The organism is Methanosarcina sp. (assembly GCF_028693135.1).
In the GTDB taxonomy this organism is placed as follows: domain Archaea; phylum Halobacteriota; class Methanosarcinia; order Methanosarcinales; family Methanosarcinaceae; genus Methanosarcina.
In genome coordinates this window covers 103,167-124,497 of sequence record NZ_JAQUVZ010000007.1, presented here as the reverse complement: position 1 = coordinate 124,497, position 21,331 = coordinate 103,167, and the positions used below count along the sequence as shown (strand labels likewise).

Annotated in this window: 19 protein-coding genes and 1 tRNA gene; 10 read left to right on the top strand and 10 right to left on the bottom strand. The window is 40.9% G+C overall.

From position 1 onward, the window contains the following. Positions 1–295: 295 nt before the first annotated feature. Positions 296–2,053 carry a hypothetical protein gene (locus PHF18_RS05495; protein WP_300099432.1) on the bottom strand — a complete coding sequence of 586 codons (1,758 nt, stop codon included), beginning with the start codon at positions 2,051–2,053 and terminating at the stop codon, positions 296–298. A gap of 602 nt (positions 2,054–2,655) precedes the next feature. Beyond that, on the bottom strand, positions 2,656–3,717 hold the full coding sequence (locus PHF18_RS05490; RefSeq protein ID WP_300099430.1) for a hypothetical protein: 1,062 nt from the start codon (positions 3,715–3,717) through the stop codon (positions 2,656–2,658). A gap of 484 nt (positions 3,718–4,201) precedes the next feature. Between PHF18_RS05490 and PHF18_RS05485 the strand changes: the two genes are divergently transcribed. Beyond that, the gene (locus PHF18_RS05485) at positions 4,202–4,741 is read left to right on the top strand and encodes a GNAT family N-acetyltransferase (protein ID WP_300099427.1); all 540 of its coding nucleotides are present in this window, start codon (positions 4,202–4,204) and stop codon (positions 4,739–4,741) included. A 149-nt stretch (positions 4,742–4,890) separates the two neighbouring features. Here the strand turns inward: PHF18_RS05485 and PHF18_RS05480 are convergent, their stop codons facing one another. Further along, on the bottom strand, positions 4,891–7,482 hold the full coding sequence (locus PHF18_RS05480) for a nitrous oxide reductase family maturation protein NosD (protein WP_300099425.1): 2,592 nt from the start codon (positions 7,480–7,482) through the stop codon (positions 4,891–4,893). A gap of 555 nt (positions 7,483–8,037) precedes the next feature. On the opposite strand from PHF18_RS05480, the gene PHF18_RS05475 reads away from it, so the two are divergent. Beyond that, the gene (locus PHF18_RS05475; protein WP_300099423.1) at positions 8,038–8,340 is read left to right on the top strand and encodes a hypothetical protein; all 303 of its coding nucleotides are present in this window, start codon (positions 8,038–8,040) and stop codon (positions 8,338–8,340) included. Between the two features lie 252 nt (positions 8,341–8,592). Then, on the top strand, positions 8,593–8,853 hold the full coding sequence (locus PHF18_RS05470; RefSeq protein ID WP_300099422.1) for a hypothetical protein: 261 nt from the start codon (positions 8,593–8,595) through the stop codon (positions 8,851–8,853). A gap of 108 nt (positions 8,854–8,961) precedes the next feature. Here PHF18_RS05470 and PHF18_RS05465 read toward each other — a convergent pair whose 3' ends face one another. Next, positions 8,962–9,723, bottom strand: coding sequence for a potassium channel family protein (locus PHF18_RS05465; RefSeq protein ID WP_300099420.1), 762 nt, complete (start codon positions 9,721–9,723; stop codon positions 8,962–8,964). Between the two features lie 573 nt (positions 9,724–10,296). Here PHF18_RS05465 and PHF18_RS05460 point away from each other — a divergent pair. The 3 genes from PHF18_RS05460 to PHF18_RS05450 all read left to right on the top strand — a co-directional run bounded on the left by PHF18_RS05460 (position 10,297) and on the right by PHF18_RS05450 (position 12,332). After that, the gene (locus PHF18_RS05460; RefSeq protein ID WP_300099418.1) at positions 10,297–11,091 is read left to right on the top strand and encodes a hypothetical protein; all 795 of its coding nucleotides are present in this window, start codon (positions 10,297–10,299) and stop codon (positions 11,089–11,091) included. Between the two features lie 61 nt (positions 11,092–11,152). Next, positions 11,153–11,752: a 4Fe-4S binding protein gene (locus tag PHF18_RS05455; RefSeq protein WP_300099416.1), complete on the top strand. Its 600-nt coding sequence runs from the start codon at positions 11,153–11,155 to the stop codon at positions 11,750–11,752. Positions 11,753–11,924: 172 nt separating this feature from the next. Next, positions 11,925–12,332: a PaaI family thioesterase gene (locus PHF18_RS05450; protein WP_300099414.1), complete on the top strand. Its 408-nt coding sequence runs from the start codon at positions 11,925–11,927 to the stop codon at positions 12,330–12,332. Positions 12,333–12,420: 88 nt separating this feature from the next. Here PHF18_RS05450 and PHF18_RS05445 read toward each other — a convergent pair whose 3' ends face one another. Both PHF18_RS05445 and PHF18_RS05440 read right to left on the bottom strand, forming a co-directional pair. Next, positions 12,421–12,627 carry a hypothetical protein gene (locus tag PHF18_RS05445; protein WP_300099412.1) on the bottom strand — a complete coding sequence of 69 codons (207 nt, stop codon included), beginning with the start codon at positions 12,625–12,627 and terminating at the stop codon, positions 12,421–12,423. A gap of 211 nt (positions 12,628–12,838) precedes the next feature. Continuing rightward, positions 12,839–12,910 (bottom strand) — tRNA-Gly (locus PHF18_RS05440). Between the two features lie 211 nt (positions 12,911–13,121). On the opposite strand from PHF18_RS05440, the gene PHF18_RS05435 reads away from it, so the two are divergent. The 3 genes from PHF18_RS05435 (at position 13,122) to PHF18_RS05425 (ending at position 16,040) form a co-directional block, all read left to right on the top strand. Continuing rightward, the gene (locus PHF18_RS05435; RefSeq protein ID WP_300099410.1) at positions 13,122–13,259 is read left to right on the top strand and encodes a hypothetical protein; all 138 of its coding nucleotides are present in this window, start codon (positions 13,122–13,124) and stop codon (positions 13,257–13,259) included. A gap of 144 nt (positions 13,260–13,403) precedes the next feature. Further along, entirely contained in the window at positions 13,404–14,666 is a 1,263-nt protein-coding gene (locus PHF18_RS05430) for a diaminopimelate decarboxylase (protein WP_300099407.1), read from the top strand. A 762-nt stretch (positions 14,667–15,428) separates the two neighbouring features. Then, entirely contained in the window at positions 15,429–16,040 is a 612-nt protein-coding gene (locus tag PHF18_RS05425; protein WP_300099405.1) for a hypothetical protein, read from the top strand. 307 nt (positions 16,041–16,347) lie between these two features. On the opposite strand, the gene PHF18_RS05420 is transcribed toward PHF18_RS05425, so the two are convergent. Beyond that, positions 16,348–16,902, bottom strand: a complete 555-nt coding sequence (locus PHF18_RS05420; protein WP_300099402.1) for a ferredoxin domain-containing protein — start codon at positions 16,900–16,902, stop codon at positions 16,348–16,350. Between the two features lie 102 nt (positions 16,903–17,004). Between PHF18_RS05420 and PHF18_RS05415 the strand changes: the two genes are divergently transcribed. Then, positions 17,005–17,343 carry a winged helix-turn-helix domain-containing protein gene (locus PHF18_RS05415; protein WP_367279147.1) on the top strand — a complete coding sequence of 113 codons (339 nt, stop codon included), beginning with the start codon at positions 17,005–17,007 and terminating at the stop codon, positions 17,341–17,343. 291 nt (positions 17,344–17,634) lie between these two features. Here PHF18_RS05415 and PHF18_RS05410 read toward each other — a convergent pair whose 3' ends face one another. From PHF18_RS05410 to PHF18_RS05400, 3 genes are all read right to left on the bottom strand, one after another. Beyond that, on the bottom strand, positions 17,635–18,894 hold the full coding sequence (locus PHF18_RS05410; protein WP_300099396.1) for an ATP-binding protein: 1,260 nt from the start codon (positions 18,892–18,894) through the stop codon (positions 17,635–17,637). 434 nt (positions 18,895–19,328) lie between these two features. Further along, on the bottom strand, positions 19,329–20,489 hold the full coding sequence (gene pscS / locus PHF18_RS05405) for an O-phospho-L-seryl-tRNA:Cys-tRNA synthase (protein ID WP_300099393.1): 1,161 nt from the start codon (positions 20,487–20,489) through the stop codon (positions 19,329–19,331). A 498-nt stretch (positions 20,490–20,987) separates the two neighbouring features. After that, complete coding sequence (locus PHF18_RS05400; RefSeq protein ID WP_300099390.1) at positions 20,988–21,266, bottom strand: DNA-directed RNA polymerase subunit L; 279 nt, start codon at positions 21,264–21,266, stop codon at positions 20,988–20,990. Positions 21,267–21,331: the final 65 nt, after the last annotated feature.

The window sequence follows — 21,331 nt, the reverse complement described above, 5'->3', positions numbered from 1 at the left end:
TAAATGGTTAAGAGTTGAAGAAATTGCAATTCCTTCATGATACTACGAAATGATCCGGGGAAATAGTGAGTCTTATGTACCCGATATACAACTATATCCAATATACAACTATATCCAATATACAACCGCAAAAAAATAATTAAAAAAGGGAAATAATTGTGGGATAAATCACAATATTATGTTGTCAATTACTCCCCCCAAAAATCTTCGTAAACTCAGATATTTAAGGAAGGGGACTTCCCGCCTTATTGTAAAAAAACAACATATATCGGCATTTCTATATTTAGTGGAATGATCACTGTTCCGTGCCCCCTGGATATATGTTGTAAGTGTGGTTGTTTTCAACCTGGAATGCGATTGATCTATCCCCTTCAACCCTGTAACCGAGGAATTCACCCGAGGTATTGTCGTAAACCTGCGTATTGTTCCCGGCAATTATATTTACATTTATTAGTGCATCGACACCATTTGTGTTTGCCTTGAAAGTGAAATAATCATCCTTATATTCCAGGGAATCAAAAAATGCATCGTATGTATTGCTATTTACCATGTAATATTCGTAAAACGACACTATGGATACATTCTTTGAATCGTAGTTGTCAGCCCATGTCTGGAATTTTGGGTAGCTTATAGAGTACTCTATAGAGGGATCTTTATCGGTTTGGTGGGTAAAAACCGGATATGCCATCCCTGCCGACGACGCTGTTTCCCACCATCCCCAGGTATCGTCGTCCAGGTTTCCGACACTTTGTTCAGCATGAACCCCCGAGTTTCCATTCCTCCAGACCATGCCCAGGTTTTCATATGCATAAATTGCGTGTGTAATGTTATCACTATTTCTAAGAGAACACCAGTTTGTCGGCTTCTCCCCTATTGTCTCATAAACATACCAATACTCCTCATCCATTAATCTGTATGCTTCTTCGAGGGGAAGGAGGGTCAATTCTTTTGAATAGTGTATGCCCGTATCCCATGAGTCATTTTCCACCAGACCCCGCAGGTATTCAAGATCCGTTTCATTGCACGTCTTGAGATGTCCTACATCGAACCATATTGTGCCTTTATCCCCTTTGCTTTTAAGGTAGTTGATGCCCTGTTCCGTCGTATTTTTCGGATGCGGCCCATCAAGCCCGAAGGCAAGCATTCTGCTATCTCCAATTGCTGTTATGAACTTTCGGTCCGCATACTGGTCTATGCTATATATATTCACATCAAGAAATGTTCCTTTTCCGATGACAAAACCCGTGAACTTGATGTACCCGTTTGAGAAATCCACATAAGGCAATTTTTGCCTTTCAAGATCATAAAATGGAGTAACTATGCATGTGCCATCATTTACAGCAATAGTATTTGTTTTGTTGAATCCGTCAAATATTATTTTGAAATAAGATATTTCACCGGCATTTTCCAGGGATATGGTTTCATGTTTAAGTTCGCCGGAAGGGCCTTTATAATAGCTTTTTAAGATTGATTTGTCACCTGTTTCTGTAATAATCATCCTTGAACCCGGACTATTGAGTTCAACGAAACTTTCAGGGTCGTCCGTATTTATATCCATTGAAATTTGATAAGTGCATTTGGCCATCGGAGTAAAACCACAGATATAAAGTGACCCTGCCTGTTTAGATTGTTCAAGATAGTGAATCAGAGGAATGGAAGCACATTTACAGAAATTGTATGTCTTTGAAGATTTCTTGAAATATCCTAAATATGTATCTATTCCAAAATTAGTGATGGGATCCACAACCGGAAGTATGAAGTAAGAAACGGGAGAACAGTCTCTTGTAGTTGTATATTTTAACCCCATCGAAGAATCATCAAAAATGACTTTTGATTCATGGGTCCCGTAAATTGTTGAATACAGTATGTCAGAAGTCCCATTCTTCTGAAGCTTTGCGACAAAGGCATTTTCCGGAACACCGTTGTTCTCAGAATAGTTGCCCGCGAAAAGAAGAATATTACCTTGATTAATATTGGTGATGGTTTTTGAACTGTTTGTGTCCCGGGAAACTCCGAGTTCTCCGGCACATGAGTAATTTAATATCAAGAACATAAACAAAAATATTTTTATTTTATATGACATCTCCATTTGCCCCACTCTTCCTAATGATTATTGAGATTTGCGTTCAAGCTCCCCACATGTGCAGTCGTGTGTGCCCCAAATACACATTAGTTTTTATATTAAGTAGCTGCCAGGCCAGGAACTAACAAACTGTGGTTTAATATAGATAATGATGTCTATAAAAATGTTTGTTTTGTAGTAAAAAGAAGTGATGAAAAAAAATTGTATGTACAGCAAAAGTAATTTATCTAAGTTCCTGTTGTAGTCACCACGCAACTGCTGTCAGGAACAGTTTAAGCCCGGATCTGAGCTTAGCATAATTCAAAAATAGCCTTCTCACCCACATTTCGAACCCTAACATTCTTGTACCAATATACTGCACAAAAAAATTATTTTTCTGACATGGAGTCAATAAAACGACCTGAAATCGCGCATTATTTGCCCATATTGGCAGGGGTTCGAAATGTGCATTCTCGGAGATTTCCTCTGGATTAAAAACTAGTAAGTCAAATATTAGAAATGCTCGAGAGAAAAAAGTAAAAAGTGAGATTCTGAATAGACCTCAAATAGAAGTTATTCAGATTTTCCACTTTTTAAAGGAGACTGAGAATTCCAGAAAATTCCGTGTCAAAACTATCATTTTTAAAGGAAGAGGTTTCGAAAATCTTCTGCTTAATGTAGTAGAGTACACTCAGAAGGCTTTCACTGTTTTCGGATTCCATATCTCCTGCATATGGGTGGATATTATCTTCAAGGGCGTACAGAAGTTTCGAGTCAATACCTTCTCCAAAGTAAGCATCCATAACGAGAAGGTTTGAAATCTGCTCATAAAAGCCTGTAAGCTCCTCGAGCCACCCCGAAACATCGTTTCCTGCTACATACTTCTGCCGGCTAAGGAACATAAGATAGCCGGAAATATTGGTGATCAGATCCTCAGTCAGCCTGTCTTCGGGAAATACAATTGGGAAGCGTTTGATTGCTGCAGGGGTTACAGAGCTTGAGTACATCATCTCAGACTCGCAGACTGCTGGATAAAATCTGGCAATCTGGCTATTAAGGACTGCAGTTACATAAGGGTATTTTTCCGGGTCATTAAGAACAATACCACAGCCACCCTCAAAGACATGATTTCCGGAAGCATCAAATGCGGCCTGCAAACGGTAGCCTTCAGTAGCAATGATTTTTGGAGTGCCAAGGTACTCCAGGAGTTTCTTGCCCCTTACACTATAGTAGTCTGCAGATTCAAGAGGAGAGTTGTCGTGACCGAACTGATTTTTGAATTCCAGGATTCTCCCATATGCCATAGGGAACCTGACTTTCAGCTCTTCAGGAGGGATTATTCTGCCATCTTTCCTGTTGCCTTTGTCTGACAGTTCATAAGGCAGCATAAAACGGTAAGGTGAGGAGTTAAATGCAAATTTTTCGGAAAATGTGCCTGAGACATAGGGATAAATTAGTTCAGGTTCTAAAATTACGGGTTTACAGAGACCTTCACAAAGATAAAGCGAGTCAGAATCGCTTCCTTCGGGAACGAAAAGCCTGTGCATCAAACCATTTTTGGTACTAATGCCTCCAAAGATGCTTTTGGAGATGTCTCCAAGTTTAGTCGGAAATTCACAGATCTTTTCTACAATTTGGGTTTCATTCAGGAACATCTATTTTTCACTTCTTAGAAATATATTGAGAAAATTCCATTTCTCTTGTTTTTATTCTCAGGGCTGGATCTTGCCTGAGTTGTTAAAAAATAATTTTATCTCAGCAATCTGGACTCTGATGCCCCATTAAAAACATCAAAATCCGGCCTTAAACACAGGATAGGGTTTGTATACTTACCTGCAGGAAGTAGTAGAATAACATAGGTATATAAATATATTCGCACTGAAAAATAATTATAAATATAAATTATGACAAATAGCAGCTGTAAATAAAAACGAATAAAGACGAATAAAAAACGTGAAGCTGCCCTCTGCAGGATTCAAAGGAGAACTATCAGAAGTAGCCCTGAGTATAATAAAAAGTAAAGAAGCGGAGAAATAAATCTCTGTTTACTGCAAAGTTTCAGGTATATAAGTATGTTATTCAAGGGAAAAGTAGCACTGATCAAAAAAATTTAAATACTAATTTCAAGACTTCTTGTATATGCAAGGAAGTAAATATTCCGAAAAGTACTTAATAAGAGAAGCTACAGCCGAAGACATCTCCGGAATGCTTGAGGTCTTTAACTATTACGTTGAAAATAGTTTTGCAGCCTATATCGAAACTCCGATTGGACCCGAGTTTTTTCAATCTGTTCAGAGTGAAAAAGAGCAGGATGAACATAAGTATTTTCCTTATTACGTTATAGAAGAAATGGGCAAAATAATAGGAATCGGAACCCTCCGACCATATTTTCCATTCCCGAATTTCCGGCACACAGGTGTGGTTTCCTATTTTATCCTGCCCGGGCACACAAGAAAAGGCCTTGGATCCGGGATGCTGGACAAACTCTGTACGGAAGCAAGCAAGAAAAAGATGAAAAGCCTCCTTGCAAATGTATCCTCAAAAAATGAAGCCAGCCTGAACTTTCATCTGAAACATGGTTTTATTGAATGCGGAAAGTTCCGGAAAGTCGGAACCAAATTTGGGAAATATTTTGACATTGTATGGCTGCATAAGTTCCTTGAGGAAGATCAGGAGTAAAATCAAGAGTAAAATCAAGAGTAAAAAAGAGAATAGGAAAACAAACATGAAATTCTTCAGATTACAGGCACAAAGAAATGAAAGTAATTTTCAAATCACAGTACTTTCATGCCAAAGAAAAGGAAAAAAGATAATAGGAAAAAGGAACATTAAAAAGAACCTGCAAGGGGCAGGTAATCAATGTTTCCTTTACCCATATCGTAAGCTGCCTCACAAATGCCATCGCCATCCGCATCCGGATGTATCTGACTGAAACCATTTCCTTCAGGTGAAGCCCAGAAGTTCCCACCCATGAAAGATTTTCCAACAATGTTGGTGCCTGAGTTTTTACTCACATTCCAGACATTGCCTGTGCTTTTGCCTTCGGCATAGATATTTTTCGTGTTGTTAAGATAGTTGTTATAGATGGTATTGTTATTTGAGTCCAGAATACAAATGCCATATCCTGAATTCGAATCCACTGTATTACTGTTAAGCAGGTTATTGCTGGAAGAGCTCAGACAGATGCCATACTTAGAATTCAAATTCGCACTGTTGCCTGTTAGAACATTTTTGCTGGAGGCTTTCAGGTATATGCCAATTCTATTGTTTGGTGCCCGGCTGTCACTCAGTGTGTTTTCACTGCTGAAAGAATCAAGCCAGAAACCATAACTGCTGTCAGATGCTGTATTGCTTGCAAGCACATTTTTGCTGGCGTTATGCAGAAGGATGGAGACCTCACTGTAAGAAACGGTGTTGTTTTCCAGTTCATTTGCAATAGAATTCCACAGACTGATGCCGTACTTATCGTTGTTTAATGCTGTATTGTTGTCAAGTATATTTTCGTTTGACGCTTTCAGGTAAATACCCACTTTATTATTATATGATGCCCTGTTCTCATTCAGAGTATTACTGTTACTTGACGAGTCCAGCCAGATACCATAGTTGCTGTTAAATACCGTGTTATTGCCAAGGATGTTTCCGCTTGAATTATGTAAAATAATACAGACATTGCTGCTGTTTGAGGCTGTATTGTTACTTACCGTGTTTTCGCTGGAATCCCACAAATTGATGCCGGACTCGGAGTTATTAAACGCCATACTGCTGGCAACTGTATTTCTGCTGGAAGCTTTCAGATATATACCGATCTTATTGTTTGCTGCAGTATTATTGTCCAGTACATTATCGAGAGAAGAATCAACCCAGATACCGTAAGTGCTGTTAGATACCCTGTTATTAAGAAGTATATTTTCGTTTGAGCTGCGCAAAAGGATACCGACATTGCTATATGAGACTGTGTTGTTGCTAAGCGTGTTGTTGCTTGAGAAATCAAAACGGATCCCGAACCCTGGATTTAAGATAGAGTTGCTTCCGGAAGCTGGAGTATAGTTTCCGACAGAGTTCTGAAGAGTACCCTGATAGTTAAATAATTCGTTGTTTTCAATGCGGCAATCTTCAACACCATAAAGGTGAATTCCAGAATGGAGAGAACTTATATTTCCTGTAACATTGAACCCGCTAATCGCCACTCCGTCAGCTGTGACAGAAAAAACATCCTTTAAGCTGCTGGCTGCCTGAACGATAGTATCTGAAGTGTTTCCGGATGCCGAAACAACAACCAGATCTTTAACATTTATTTCTACGTTTTCCACATAGATGCTCGGATAAACAAGAATCGTATCCCCTGGATATGCACTGTATACCGCAGCCTGGATGGAGGTGAAATCGGCAGCCTGGTCTTCACTGTTGCTTACAGTAATTACCGTGGACTTCGATTCTTTGAGCGGGAGATAATCAATGAACCCACTGCCTTCAATATCATACATGGAATCAAAGATGCCGTCAAGGTCAGTATCCCTGACACCCCTGGGATAGACCGTCCCATCGGGTTTTCCCCAGAAGTTGCCACCAAGGTAAGAGCCGCCTACAATATTAGTGCCTTCGGACCTCGTTGTATTCCAGATATTTTTCCCTGCGCCCAGTTCAGATTCCACGTTTGCTGCATTATTGAGATAGTTGTTATAAATCAGGTTATTGGAAGTTTCGTAGATGTGCATGCCCACTTTTTTGTTGGATTTTATTGTATTGCTAACCAGAATATTTCCGTTTGACTCACCAGTAAGAGAAATACCTTCATTGTTTTCCGAAACCGCGTTATTTTCCAGTGTGTTGTCAGGAGAATCAAAAAGTGAAATTCCACTGCTACAGTATGAAATAGAGTTGTTTCTCAGAGTATTTTTCTGGCTGTCCCCAAGGCTGACGCCTGTAAAGCTATATGAAACATCATTATCAATCAGAGTATTACCTGAGCTAAACATATAAAGATCGATACCACAGCTATTATTCGAGAGTATATTTTGCTCAATGCGGCAGTCAGAAGCTCCAATAAAGTGAATCCCGGCACCGGAGTCCGACCCTCTTATACTAAAGCCCTTAATGCTCACTTCATTTGCCCAGATGCCGAGAACGTCTTTAGAACTATCAGCGGCCTGAATGATTGTATCCGAAGGGTTGCCGGATTCGGAAAGAATAGTCAGAGCTTTGGTAATCTCAATATTTTCCTCATAAATGCCTGGTTTGACAAGTATTTCATCACCTGGATTTGCAGCATTTACTGCAGCCTGGATGGATGTAAAATCAGCAGCCTGCCCTGTATTGTTATTTACCGTAATTGCGATAGCTGCTGCATTTCCTGTAATCACGAGATTAAACGTGAGAATTGCTATGAAAACGATTATGCTTTTTCTTTTTGTTTGACACATAGTAAACTCCGTAACAAAATTCTTGAATTCTGTAACGAAACCGATTTTTCGGACAATTATCTGAATTAATAGTCAGATCTCAGAGGTGTACGGGAGAGATCGAATCTAAAGCGCTACAGGTGACATAAAATACCGGAAAAATAGTCCTGTCAGGATAATGAGGCTGATTTACCTGTAAACTTCAAATTTTAGAAAGGTCTTTGAGCTAAAGACCTGAAATAAAACCAGGTACTGACTGAAAACTTTTAGAATTTATTATTATCCAATTTATTAATACGGCTGCCTCACTTATCTCATAGATATAAGAACAATTTTTGAATCCGGGGCACCTAATATTTGAAATATAATTACTATGTAAAAATGGTACAGTTATATAAAATTAACTCATATGTTAGGAAGTTGTTTTTTGCATAACAATAGTTATTAACCTCTTGTTTTCAATACCCGAATTTAACTAAAAATAGAGAGGAATACAGGATTATTTAACATACTTTTAGAAAAACAGGGAAAATTAAAATAGAATAATCGAAATATAAAAGGTGGGGGAAAGTTAATTTGAGGTTTAAGAGAGCTTTGCTGCCATTCGTATTCATTTTATTCCTTGTACTTCCGGCTACAAACATAGATTGGATAAAGTGTATGGAAAATTCCGATTCTGCAGCCGTAGATTTGCCAACGGAATTGACAGAAGGAGAACTAACCAACGGTAATGACGGGAAATACAGGGATGGTGTGATTGATAATTTTGATTATTTCGTAAACCCTGGTTACCCGTCAGGATTCGCCTGCGCTAATGGAAATCAAACTGCGTGCGGCCACCCCACCCTGAACAGGCTGTTCGACAACTACTATCAGTAATAACAGAATTTCTTTTTTTTCGATTTAAAGGTTCTAGATACCTTATTTATTGGTTCTAGATACATTATTTATTAAATGTTTTCACCTTGAAATTGAATTGTCGGACAGCCTCTAAAGACTCAGGGGTTTCCTGCTGAAGATTTATGAAAACTAGGCAGGACAGAAATAGTTAAATTTGAAAATGCGAAGCCGTATATTCTATTAAACTAAGCTCGGAAAAAAGATATATAAATAAAGATATATTGCCCGCATATGGTTGAATTATCAGTGATATTAGGCTCAATAGGAGTACTCCTGCTGTTACTAGCTTTTCTCCTGAATCTCTTCAAGATATTGATGCAGGATACAAAGACCTATGCAATGCTAAATGTAGTCGGAGCAGGGCTTTCATGTTATGCCTCGGTACTTATTGACTACATGCCTTTCGTGATTCTTGAAGGGACATGGGCACTCGTAGCCTTTATAGGACTGGTAAGGCTGTTTAAAGTCCCTGATGATAATAAAAAGGAGTGATGCAAAATTCAATATTTCAAATCCGGGACAGGAAAATAATAATGGAAGGAAAATAAGGATAGTGAGTAGGAGTAGTTAAAGAAATTGTTCAGGGAACTTCACTTAAAGTTACTTTTTTTCTCGGTCCAAAAACGTGCGAATCTCACTGGAAAGCCGCTGTACTTCCCCACGCAGTTCTGCAATTTCTTTTGAAGATGCTTCCTTTTCTTTTCCTATAAGAAGACTTGCAAGGGCTGCAGTTATGTATCCGAAAATTGCAAAAGCATAAACCGATAATAAAAAAGTCAGTATCCTCCCTTCGGCGGTTTTTGGCCAGTAGTCGCTTCCTATTGTCGTCATAATCATAGCTGTCCACCAGAAAGCATCTCCATAGGAGCTAAGACCCGGGCGTTCAAAACTATACATGCCTGCTGCCCCGATAACAGTTATTAAAGTCGTGAGGAGCAGGACATATTCCAGGCCTCTCTGCCTCATTGCCTGCCTAACGGTCCTTATACTCCTGTTAAAAGAAGAGAGAATCCGGGCAAGATTAAAAGACCGAACAAAAATCGTAACTCTAAGTACTCTGAATCCACTGAATAACCTTAGAATACGCAACGCAGGCAAAAATAGAGCCAGAGCAACAAGCCAGTTTTCCTTTAAATAAACCTTTTTTTTCGGAGCAATATACAGCTCAATAAAAAAATCAACTATAAATATACCCCAGATAACAGTAACTGCTGTTTGCAAACGCAGTGAAAGCCCGTAAACAAACTCAACAACAATAAGGATCAACCATAAGATTGACAACAGAATAAGAGGGAAATCTAAAAGCTCGTTAATCTGGGAAAGTAAATCTATTCGTTCCTTTTGTAATTCTTCTTTATCCATGTCTTTATATTTCACCCAAGTTTATTATTGAGTTACAGGTGAGTTTTTGACCCGCCATTAATTGAAGGTACGGTTTATAACTAAAAGAAATAATCGACAAATGTAATTAGCCTTTTGAGAGCATTTATAGCTATCTTAGCTAAATTACTTTAACCAGACACTTATCCTTTACACCGCGCCAGGAAGAAAAATAACCAGTATTAACTATTTTGGCAGAACGATCCTGAGGCGGGGGTATTTGTAGCCCTCCGTACTCCCAAAGTAATAACTTTTTTAATTCATAAAAATGACCACCTTTCATTCAAAATTGTTTACCGACATTCCATAAACAGTAATTCACACATCACTTCCTACTGTCCCCCAGAATACCAATATATATCACTTTTGACAGCGAAATTAAAGAGGGAATTATTATAAAAGGGAGATATAAAAGGGAGATATAAAAGGGAGATATAAAAGGGAGATATAAAAGGGAGATATAAAAGGGAGATATAAAAGGGAGATATAAAAGGGAGATATAAAAGGAAGATATAAAAGGGAGATATAAAAGGGAGATATAAAGGAGGGACTTTATTGTTACGGGAGACATTAAAGAATTTCTATGCAGGCATTCTCGGGGGAGAAATTGAAACATTACTTTCCCTATTTTCCGATGAACCGCTGATCAATACCCCACTTCAGGGTGAAATCAGAGGTAAAGCCAATTTTATACGGTATTTGAGTGACCAGCGAGCTTTTTTACAGGAACATGAGGCAAAAGCCGAACTTTTCGCCCTCACGGATACAGACCAGCGCATCGTTGTTGAGTTTGTGCTCTACCTGAAGCATGAAAGCAAGAATATTGAGCTGCCGGTCTCCATTGTAGCAGACCGTTCCGGGAACACCACACCCGAAATCCGGGTATACCACAGCACCTGGCCGCTAACCGGAAAACATGCATTAAGACAACCTCTCATGAGCCCTGCCAGGCACCTGGACGAACCCCTGATAATCGAGAAATACATGACAGGGCTTGCCAAACCGGACAAAGCAGCAATACTTGAGCTTTTTGAAGAAGAAGGATACGTGCGGGAGCCCAGCGGCTCAAACTACAAACACAGCGGACCGACCGGACGTAAGGAGTTTTATGATGCAGCCCTTGCTGAAGGGGGCATTTCACTCAAGCACTGCACTACAACCTTTGACGGGACCCGCTTCATTGTGGAATTCATCTGTGACGAATGGGGGAAGACGAAACTCCCACCCCAGGCAGGCATGGCAGTGTATGAAATAAGCAAGACCGGAAAGCTGTTCGCAGTAAGGATATACGACGACCTTTCACCTCCGGGGAGAGCATCCAATACTTCACCAGAGATTTGTAAAAGTTGATATTAATTATCTACTCCATCATAAAGTTGAAAAAAACATAAAAGTAAAGAAGAGGGAGAAAATGGAAGATCCACTGGAATTGTTAAGAAATATCAAATCCGTAGCCTTTGCAACAATTGAGGGTGGAAAACCGGCAGTTAGAATGAGCGATATAATGCTTTATGAAAATGGGAAATTATACTTTCTCACTGCAAGGGGAAAACCGTACTATAAACAATTGAAGAAAAATCCAGAAATTGCAATCGTTGGGATGAATAAAAACTACGTTATGGTCAGGGTTAGAGGGAAGATAGAATTTGTTGATAACAGTTTTCTGGAAAAAATATTTGAAATAAATCCTGTTCTTGATGACATATACCCGGAAGATACAAAAGATATTCTTGAGGTTTTTTGTCTATCAGCCGGGGCAGGGGAGATATTTGACTTATCTGTTGCCCCACCGAAACGTGAGAGGTTCGCCTTTGGAGGAGCGACAGTAGAAGAACCGGGCTATAAAATTACGGAAAAATGTACAGCCTGCGGAATATGTGAAGATTTATGCCCCACGGGAGCGATCAGCAAAGGAAAAATTTACAAAATTGACGGGTCAATATGCCTGGAATGCGGCAGGTGTTATGAAAATTGCCCCTATGACGCAATTGAGCCGGCATCAGGGCTTTGAATTTGAAAAATCGGAGTAATCCGCGAGAAGGAAAGCACTCCAGTAGTGCAATTAAGGCGATGAGCAATTAGAGAGAAGTGAAATTTGCCAGGTACAATTTGGGAGGAATAACTTTAATTGTTAAAATGTTAAAGTGAACCACGACATTACTGACAATTACCGGAGTTACTACATGGAAGATCTCAAAAAGTTGTTTAAAAAAGACAAATTCGCTGCACATGCAGGAATAGAACTGCTGGAAGTTTCCCCGGGCTATGCAAAAGCCAGGATGGAAATTGAAGAAAAACATCTTAACGCTTTAAGGGCAGTGCAGGGAGGGGCATTATTTACCCTTGCAGACCTTGCTTTTGCAGCAGCTTCAAACGCATACGGGATTGCTGCAGTTGGGATCAATGCAAACATCTCCTTTGTAAAAGCCGGAACAAAAGGGACTCTCACAGCCGAAGCAAAGGAGACTTCAATAAACCCTAAAATTGCCACATATACTGTGAATATCACTGATGACGAAGGAGACCTGGTGGCAATATTTCAGGGAATGGTCTACAGAAAAAAGTTTTCACTTGATTTTTCTGAGGATTGAATAAAAAAGAGGATTTTACCGTTAATAAAGATCCAATGGAGAAAACGGAAATCAAATTTGAAAAGAAAAAAATGCCAGATTTTTTATATCAGGCGTCTTTGTGTCTTGTCCGGTCTTCTGCCGGATTGGCATATTCATTGTCAGATGGTCCCCCGGGTCCGATGTCGCCGGAGCCTGGTTGTGAATCATCACTGCTGTGATCGTTATAGTTTTCATCACCATTTGCCGAAACATTTCCGGAAAACAGGGTGATAGCAAACATAAGCACCATTGCAATTACGATAATTTTATTCATATGAAACATCCATAAATAATTATATTAGTAATATTATAAATATATTGTGCAGGTGAATATATAATTATTCGGAGAAGTAGCAACATAATTAGGAGAAGTAGTAATATTATTTAGAGAAGTAGTAATTCAAGAGCTTACAAGCACTTCATGTGAGAGAGATAGAATTAAAAAATGGGCACCGTAAATGAAGGAATCTGAAAAAAGCCTGAAATGCGACCGCCGGGATTCGAACCCGGGTTCTAAGCTTGGGAAGCTCAGGTCATAGCCACTAAACCACGGTCGCAGACTGTCTTAAGGAACTGCTGTGTACTCTTCTCATGCATCTTTTAGATATTAAAGGTTTCGGTAAAAGGGATTAAATACCGGAAAGCGCTGGTTTACCCCCTACTGGAAATGAATATCTGTGTCAGAAACTTGAAGGTGCAAAGCGATAAAGGCAGGGGTAGGGAATAGTTATTGTAGAAAACTTCAAACGCTTTTTCGGAGAGGGGGCAATGGCACAGTATAAAAAGCTTGCAGAGCTTTTTGAGGAGCTTGAGAAGATCACACCCCACAAGAAGACCGTAAGGAAAATTGCAGAGTTTGAAACTGGCATTAAATGCTTGAAACTGGTATTAAATAACGGAAATTGAACATCTTTTTGAAACAAAGTTCTATTTCGGTAAATCGATACTTTTTCATTCAGTACTCGAGATCGTGGAAAAACTAATAAAGGAATAAAAGTTCAAATTGGTATAAAATCGATTTAAACAAAAATCAGGCAAAAGGTTACAATAATGGTTTCAAAGGACCTCCCCTTCACCAGAGAACAGATCCTGAAAATAATGGAAAAATATCCCACCCCTTTTCATATTTACGATGAAAAAGCCATTAGGGAAAACGCCAGAAGAATGAAATCTGTCTTTAAAGACGTTCCCGGCTTCAAGGAGTTTTTTGCCGTAAAGGCCCTCCCTAACCCCTTCATCCTTAAGGTCCTCAAAGAGGAAGGTTTTGGGGCTGACTGCAGTTCCCTGCCGGAACTGATCCTTGCGGAAAAGGCAGGAATGATAGGGGACGACATCATGTTCAGCTCAAACGACACCCCGGCCGAGGAGTTCGTAAAGGCAAAGGAAATGGGAGGCTACATCAACCTTGATGACATCAGCCACATTCCCTACCTGGAAAAGTATGCCGGGCTTCCGGAAATCGTCTGCTTCAGGTACAACCCCGGCCCCCTCAAGGAAGGAAACGAAATCATCGGAAAGCCGGAAGAGGCAAAGTACGGTTTTACGAAGGAACAGATGTTTGAAGGGTACAGGATCCTCAGAGATAAAGGCGTAAAGCGCTTCGGGATGCACACAATGGTTGCCTCGAACGAACTTAATCCAGATTATTTCGCGGAAACCGCAAGGATCCTCTTCGAACTCATAGTTGAGATCTCAAAGGAACTCGGAATAAGATTCGAGTTCGTAAATCTCGGAGGAGGAATAGGCATCCCCTACAAGCCGGAACAGGAGCCAGTCTCCTTAGAAGCCGTGGCAAAAGGCGTAAAAGAAGCCTACGAAGCCACCATTACAGCCAACGGGCTCGCTCCGCTCAAGGTCTACCTGGAATGCGGCAGGGTTATCACAGGCCCCTACGGCTACCTCATATCTCAGGTCAGGCACCTCAAAAGCACGTATAAGGACTACGTGGGCATGGACTCCTGCATGGCAAACCTCATGCGCCCTGGAATTTATGGGGCATACCACCATATAACCGTTCTCGGAAAAGAAAAGGCAGCTCCTTCCCACAAATACGACGTGACCGGCTCCCTCTGCGAAAACAACGACAAGTTCGCAATCGACAGGATGCTCCCCGAAATCGAAATCGGTGACGTCCTGGCAATCCACGACACCGGAGCCCACGGGCATGCCATGGGATTCAACTACAACGGAAAACTCCGCTCTGCCGAACTCCTGCTGAGAGAAGACGGAAGCGTTGTGCAGATCCGCAGGGCAGAGACCATCGAGGACTATTTTGCAACCCTTGATTTCGAGGAGCTGAAAGGTTTCAGGTGAAAGCTTAAAAGATTAAAAACAGCCCAGATAATTCCATTCAGATGCCTAAAACTTTCTATTTTTTCCTTTTTTAATTCGATCTTTAACCTATTTACCTCTAATTTTACCTTCTAAGCCTATCTTCTAAGTCAGCTTTCTGAGACTATCTTCTAAGTCAACTTTCTAAGACTATCTTCTAAGTACAGATTTGATTTTTTAGACCAATATGTCTATGCAGAGGTATTTTTTCCTGCCGCAGCGGAGCTTGGAGAGGCCCCAATACCGCAAGATATAATCAGTCGCATGTAACCGATAAATTCCCTTTGTATTTAGTTTGTGGTTTAAAAGTTCCTCATGATCCAAAAACCGAATGCTGCGGAGGGTAATAGAGTTAATGCTCAAAAATTTAAAGATTCAGAATCGTCTGAGCATTATTCACAAAAATTTGTTACATTGAGGTGAAATAATATGAAAATGTGGAGCTGGATAACTCCCCTCTTCTTCTTCAATTTATTCATCGGAATATGCAGCGTTATCTTATTTAATAAAAGAAAAACGATGTCGCTGTTAACTTGAACTTTAGTGAAAGTTCTCACGGTTAAATTAAAAATAATATTGGAATAAGAAACTGAAAATTACACAAAAAAAGACATCAAGAGACGTATTATAAGGAGGCAATTTACTTAATAGAAATTCCAAAAGTATATTATTGGTGCGACTGATTTAAAAATGAAAATAACGGAAACACCATTGAGTGGGAAAAAATAGATTGGGGAAACTAAAATGAAAACTAAAAGAAATATAGCAATTTGTTTTGGGGCTTTACTTATTTTGATGGGTGCATTTGCTTCTACTGCAGCAGCCGAGAATGTACAACTGGGTCTTTCGGTTTCACCGGAAAATCTGGTGATAGGAACTAATGCCAGATGGGCATCAGTAGTTTTCCATGTGGAAGATGCATATGATGGGTGTCCCTATACAGCGGCGAATATCGATCCTACATCCATCACCCTTATGATCACGGACAGCAAAGATAATCAGAATTTCATCGCTACAGAGCAGTATGATCGGTTTGAGATAACAGATGCGGATGGCGATGGTCTCGACCAAGAACTTGTTTTGATCTATCTGGCATCAGATTTGCTAAACACAAAGGAGCTAGAGCTTGATAACAAAGGCTTGAATTTTGCAGCAGAGGGATCAGTCGGAACAAATACCTTCACGGCAAATTGCCTTGCCAAAACAATGTTAAAAGGAGGAAGCGACAAGTCAAAAAAACCTGCTGATAAGGGACCGGTAATTTCACCTGGAAAAGGAAAAGGATCAGGAGCAAGACAGAATGACGAACAGGTAGCTCCTGGAAAAGGAAGTTCAAACGGAAAAAGCAAGTACTGAAAGAAACCGGTGATTGTGAAAGAAGAAACCTCAGAATCACAGGGTAAAGAACCACGGAGTTAAATGAGAGAAAAAATATATATCTCCAATAACTGCAGTAGAGCCAGAATTCTCTGCTGCCCGTTTCCCGTGGGAATAAATAACAAAAAAGATTTCATTTAAATGAAATGTCCAATACATGACATTAAATTGGAAAGTCAATCTGAAGCAGGAGCCCGGAAAATTCGGATTTCAGTACATATTCAACTCCTGCTGACATTTAATCTGGTAAAAAGGAATTTTACTCATCTTTCCTTTTTTTACAAGCTTAACTTTTTCTCGTAGATTCCCTGTCAAAAAAGAGATTTTTCCCTGTGACGCTCAATGGAATTCCCATTGCTACATCCGCATCAATCATCTCAAAATAACAGGCTGCCGCCCCTGCCGAATACATGATCCGGTTATCAATGCAGAGGTCTTTTGCTTTAGCAACAGCCGAGCCCACCGCAATTCCGAGGTCCAGGTACTTGATCATGCACTGGGGACCGAGAAACTCTTTCTGCACCTTTTCGTGTTCGAGCATCTCTTTGCAGGTCGCAAAGCCGCAGGCTCCGCAGTCCAGGTTGCTCACACCCGAAGCTTTGAGCCCGATAAGGATAACGGCATCTGCGTCCCTGACGTTCTGGGCGTCCCGGATAAGGAATTTGAGGTCTTTGATTTCGCTTAGCTCTTCCATCCTGAAGGCAAGTTCGGTTTTTTCTTCAGGGGAGAGGAGGCAGGTAACGATGTCGTCGATACCCTTGCCTTTAGGGGCGGTACGGGCGGCGGTGAGGATGACTTTTGCAAGGATATCCAGGGATTCGAGTTCGGGATTCAGTTTCATGGAAAAGAAATTGGAAACTATGCTATTTATAAATGAATCCGGGAGGTGGCAAACCCCCCCCCAACTTATTTATATATTCAGGACAGTATATTAATGATTACCATGACCCCCGAGGAAGCTACAAAAAGAAAAGAAGAATGGCTCGAGCGAATGAAACGTGAAGGTAAACTGACAAGGAACCCGACCGAAGACCATAAATTCGGACTCAAGGTTCTTCAGAATACCATGAGAAGAGAGATCCTTATCTCGCTCGGAAGTGAGAGAAAATCCTTTGAGGAAATAAAGGAAAAATTCAACCTGAACGACAGCATGGCAAATTTCCACCTCAACATGCTGGAAGATGCACTTTACATAGAAAAAATAGAAGAGGAAGGAAAAGTATTTTATGTCCCAACGCCGCGGGGAGAAGGGTATGTGGAAAACGTGGAAATGAAGAAGTGAACTACCTCAAGCTAAAGCTGTGAGACTTCCTGCTTCATACCTCGAACTACCGTTCACAAGTCCACAGGCTCTACCCTCTGTCCCAGAGGTGAAAAATTATTTAATACAAACATTTCTGGTTTCCTTTGCTTGGTTATCGCTTAGGAATTCAGTCCATAATATGGGACTGGAAAGTATTTCAAGGTTAGAAGATAGCGAAAATGAGATAAGTTTACGCCATTCATCCCCACGCTGAACCTTGGGGCTTTCTGGCTATTACATGTAAAGTAACTTTTTCCACTAATTTTGTATTTATTCCAGAAGCCACTTCCAGATAGGTCTGACTACTATCTTTTTACCCTGAACCGTCTCTTCAAACTCTTCTCCCTCAGTAAGGATCAAACCTCTATCAAGTCCGTAGGCTTCCAGGGCTTCAAGGAGCCCCCCGTATTCCCGCTCCCTGTTGCCATTCAGAGCCACAGTCACCTGGATAGCTTCCACAGGCCGTTCATTTTCAGTAACGATGAAATCACATTCCTGCCGGCCCTTGTGGTAGTAAAGCTCCATGTTTCTCCTTTTGAGTTCCAGGAAAACAAGATTTTCCAGCAGTTTGCCCCGGTCCCGGGAAAACTTGAAGGATATGAGGTTTATGAAGGCTGAATCGATCGCATAAACCTTTTTAGGGGCATAAATTTGTTTTTTGAGGGAAAAATCATACTTCGGGATGGTAAAGACCATGTAGGAGTTTTCTAGGTAGCCGATGTAGTTCTTGACCGTATTTGCACTGCCCAAACCCAGAAGTTTCTGCAATTTGCTGTAATTGACCTCGGAGGTGTAATTTGAAAAAAGGTAGAGGGAAAGTTCCCTCAGGGCTTTTTCATCTCCAAGCCCATAGCGGACAAGGATGTCTTTGTAAAGGATGTTTTCATAAAGGGTCTTCAGGAGTTCTGCGCTCTCAAAACGCAGGTACTCGGGGATACCCCCTTTTTCCAGGAATTCATTGAAAGCGCCTTTGATAAGGCCCCTTTCTTCAGTAAGAGGTTCTTTCGGGGAAGGGATGCCTTTGAATTTAAGGAACTCCAAGAAAGAAAAGGGGTAAAGTTCCAGCCCCACGTAACGCCCTGTTAATTTGGTCCCGAGTTCCCGGCTCAGCAAAGAGGAGTTCGAACCCGTAATAATGAACTTGAACTCCCTGTCGTACATCCGCCGGACGAAATGCTCCCAGCCTTCAACGTTCTGGATTTCATCAAAGAAAAAAACCCGGCTTTTTCCAAACAGCTCAATAAACGTCTCATACAGGAAATTGAAGTCCCCTACCTCAAAACCAATCAGACGTTCATCCTCGAAATTGAAGTAGTAAACCGACTCGTCCCCGTAGAAATTTTTACGGATCTGCTTCAGAAGGGTGCTCTTTCCGGAACGCCTCAAACCCGAGATCACAAGAGCATGAGGGAGTTTCAAGAATTCAGAAACCTTTTTGAGGGCCTCCCGCTCAACCAGCCCTTCAGGTCCTTCTGCCTCGAAAAATGCTTTTTGTTCACGTATGATTTCTTTTAATACCTGTACATCCATGGGAAAACCAGTCCTGCAGAGACTGCTGATCAGAGACTACTGATTTAAGGTATGTTCCATTCCAGTGAGGATAAAACTCTAAAGAATTCATTTAGAGAGGTAACCTAGAAGATATTTCATTTCAAATGAAACTTTAATTGAGGATATCCTCATTTAAAACGAGAACTAATTTATAGAAACTCTCATTTAGAATGATGTTTTAGACATATATTAGCTCATTCTAAATGAAATAGCTTTCTACCCTCACCGGATAAGCGGGAAAGGAAAAAGATAAAATGAGCAAAAATAACAGGAAGCAAACCAAAAATCAGAAATAAAGTAGCCTGGAATCAAAAAATAAAGTCGCCCGGAATTTAAAACTTCAACTGAGAAGTAGACCGGGACTTCAAAAACACAATTTACTCAGGAAAGAGCAAAAGACTTCCTGACAGATTTTAAACATTCTCGTATTTTTTCAGGATATCCTCGAAGGCTTCCGCAACAACACCGAGCTTTTCCTTGCCGACCCCGAAGGTGCTGAGCTTGAAATACTTTGTAAGCCCGGCTTTGATGCCGTGAATATTGCGGCTCTTCAATTCCTTGTAGAGGAAGTACCTGCCGTTCTTTACCTTCTGGGATATCTCGTAGAAACCCGGGGCTTCGAAGAAAATAAGGTCATGAGAATGGGGTTTCTGTCCGCGCTGGATAAAGCCCAGGTCCTCAAGCTTTGCAGATAACCAGCGGGCGTTTTCAATTTCCTCGTCCCAATTCCTGACGCGCTTTACCACTTCAGGGAAAGAAGCCATCAGAGTCATAACCGTGGCCCCGCGGGCAGTGCATCCCAGAAATTCGACTTCCTTTGCCTTGTTGTACACGGATTTTCTGAAAACGATTGGAGCATACTCTTCACTTACCCCGAGCACCCCGACAGGCCCGGATGCAGCCATTGATTTGTGCCCGCTGCCCACGATAAAATCGGCTCCGATTTCTTTTGCGGAAACAGGCATCCTTCCAACACAGTAAGCCCCGTTCAGGAGAAGGGGAACATCGTATTCGTGGCAGATGGACGCTATCTTACCGGCATCCGGAACATTTCCGTAACTCCCGTCAGGATATGTTACAAGAGCAAGAACTGGAGGTTTTCCGCTTTCTTTTGTGACCTCTTCAATTGCGGTTCCGTAACCTTCCGGGTCCAGGCGGTATTCGGGACTGCCTGCATGAGGCACCACTTTGATATTCAGGCCGGATCTCTCAGCTGCAACATAAGAGGAATAGTGGGCAAGCCCATCAAGCACAATCCAGTCCCCGGGCTTTCCCATGGAGTGCATAACCGCAAACTTGGACTCTCTTGCCCCGTTTGTGACCCTTGCCTCATCACAACCCAGGAATTCAGGAAGTGCCTGGTGTACAAAATCATGTATAGGGGGTTTTTTGATCTGGTCCAGAACCCCTCCACAGAAGTCGCAGACTGAGTAACCATCTCCCCATTCCACAAGAGTCTGCCTTGCTGCCTCGGTCAAAAGCCCGCCTGTCTGGAGAGGGTCAATATTTATGCTGCCGAGGGTTTCTCTCTTTATGAAACCAAACTTCTGTAAATATGAATCGTCGAGTGTCATTTTAATTATACCTCATTATAAATGTAAATTTGTGATTTAAACTTATAAATTTCTGGCTTAGACTGTACAATTATATCCTGTGTAAGACTTCCGGTATAGTTGTAAATGTTATGAATCCAGGATATAAGTTTCTGGTCTACTGTTCATAAGGCTATAAAAACCATTTACTGTGGATTGATTTAGCATTTCTTATGAAAATTAACTTTCTTAAGGCTCTATGTATCCAGTGATATTATCAAGAATTCATAAAAATGTATTCCAGAAATAGCTATAAAAAAGACAGCAAAATACTGTAGAAGAAGACTACCGTAGAAAAAGACTACCGTAGAAGAGGGATAACTGAATTTCATTTATTTAAAAGCATAACGTAAAAAAGGCAAAGTGAAAAGAAAATACTATCCAGAAGCCGTTACCTGAAAGTACAGAGCAGGAAAAAATCTCCGATCGAAGAAAAATGAGCAAAACGTCTGTTTAAGAGACGTCCTGCAGGCATCGGCTTCAGGCATTTACTGCCTTGCTGAAGACCTCGATAAACTCGTCGCACTGAGTAACAATGATTGCTGCCGTTTCCTTTAAGATCAGAATCGGGTCAGTACCATCGGTTTTGAGGTAAAGGATGGGTTCGCTGATGCTCACGTGTTTCATGTCGTAAAAAGCTACTTCAACCCTGTCATCTTTAATCAGGAGGTCCTTGAGAAGATTGAGAAGGGTGTGAGATTCGCCTCTGAACTCGACTTCGAGCTCATTATTTGTTTTGTTAATGATGTTCAGTTCCATTGGTGACCACCTGTAAATGGTGAATAATATAGCCGGCTACAACAAGCCTGCCATAGAATGTATAA

What these genes read in the sequence shown, in the direction of transcription:
- PHF18_RS05420 (WP_300099402.1), bottom strand. Translation starts at nt 16,902, where the DNA reads ATGAAACTGAATCCCGAACTCGAATCCCTGGATATCCTTGCAAAAGTC.
- PHF18_RS05455 (WP_300099416.1), top strand. Translation starts at nt 11,153, where the DNA reads ATGGAAGATCCACTGGAATTGTTAAGAAATATCAAATCCGTAGCCTTT.
- PHF18_RS05445 (WP_300099412.1), bottom strand. Translation starts at nt 12,627, where the DNA reads ATGAATAAAATTATCGTAATTGCAATGGTGCTTATGTTTGCTATCACC.
- PHF18_RS05430 (WP_300099407.1), top strand. Translation starts at nt 13,404, where the DNA reads ATGGTTTCAAAGGACCTCCCCTTCACCAGAGAACAGATCCTGAAAATA.
- PHF18_RS05470 (WP_300099422.1), top strand. Translation starts at nt 8,593, where the DNA reads ATGGTTGAATTATCAGTGATATTAGGCTCAATAGGAGTACTCCTGCTG.
- PHF18_RS05410 (WP_300099396.1), bottom strand. Translation starts at nt 18,894, where the DNA reads ATGGATGTACAGGTATTAAAAGAAATCATACGTGAACAAAAAGCATTT.
- PHF18_RS05450 (WP_300099414.1), top strand. Translation starts at nt 11,925, where the DNA reads ATGGAAGATCTCAAAAAGTTGTTTAAAAAAGACAAATTCGCTGCACAT.
- PHF18_RS05400 (WP_300099390.1), bottom strand. Translation starts at nt 21,266, where the DNA reads ATGGAACTGAACATCATTAACAAAACAAATAATGAGCTCGAAGTCGAG.
- PHF18_RS05495 (WP_300099432.1), bottom strand. Translation starts at nt 2,053, where the DNA reads ATGTTCTTGATATTAAATTACTCATGTGCCGGAGAACTCGGAGTTTCC.
- PHF18_RS05435 (WP_300099410.1), top strand. Translation starts at nt 13,122, where the DNA reads ATGGCACAGTATAAAAAGCTTGCAGAGCTTTTTGAGGAGCTTGAGAAG.
- PHF18_RS05425 (WP_300099405.1), top strand. Translation starts at nt 15,429, where the DNA reads ATGAAAACTAAAAGAAATATAGCAATTTGTTTTGGGGCTTTACTTATT.
- PHF18_RS05480 (WP_300099425.1), bottom strand. Translation starts at nt 7,482, where the DNA reads ATGTGTCAAACAAAAAGAAAAAGCATAATCGTTTTCATAGCAATTCTC.
- PHF18_RS05465 (WP_300099420.1), bottom strand. Translation starts at nt 9,723, where the DNA reads ATGGATAAAGAAGAATTACAAAAGGAACGAATAGATTTACTTTCCCAG.
- pscS (WP_300099393.1), bottom strand. Translation starts at nt 20,489, where the DNA reads ATGACACTCGACGATTCATATTTACAGAAGTTTGGTTTCATAAAGAGA.
- PHF18_RS05490 (WP_300099430.1), bottom strand. Translation starts at nt 3,717, where the DNA reads ATGTTCCTGAATGAAACCCAAATTGTAGAAAAGATCTGTGAATTTCCG.
- PHF18_RS05485 (WP_300099427.1), top strand. Translation starts at nt 4,202, where the DNA reads ATGCAAGGAAGTAAATATTCCGAAAAGTACTTAATAAGAGAAGCTACA.
- PHF18_RS05415 (WP_367279147.1), top strand. Translation starts at nt 17,005, where the DNA reads ATGACCCCCGAGGAAGCTACAAAAAGAAAAGAAGAATGGCTCGAGCGA.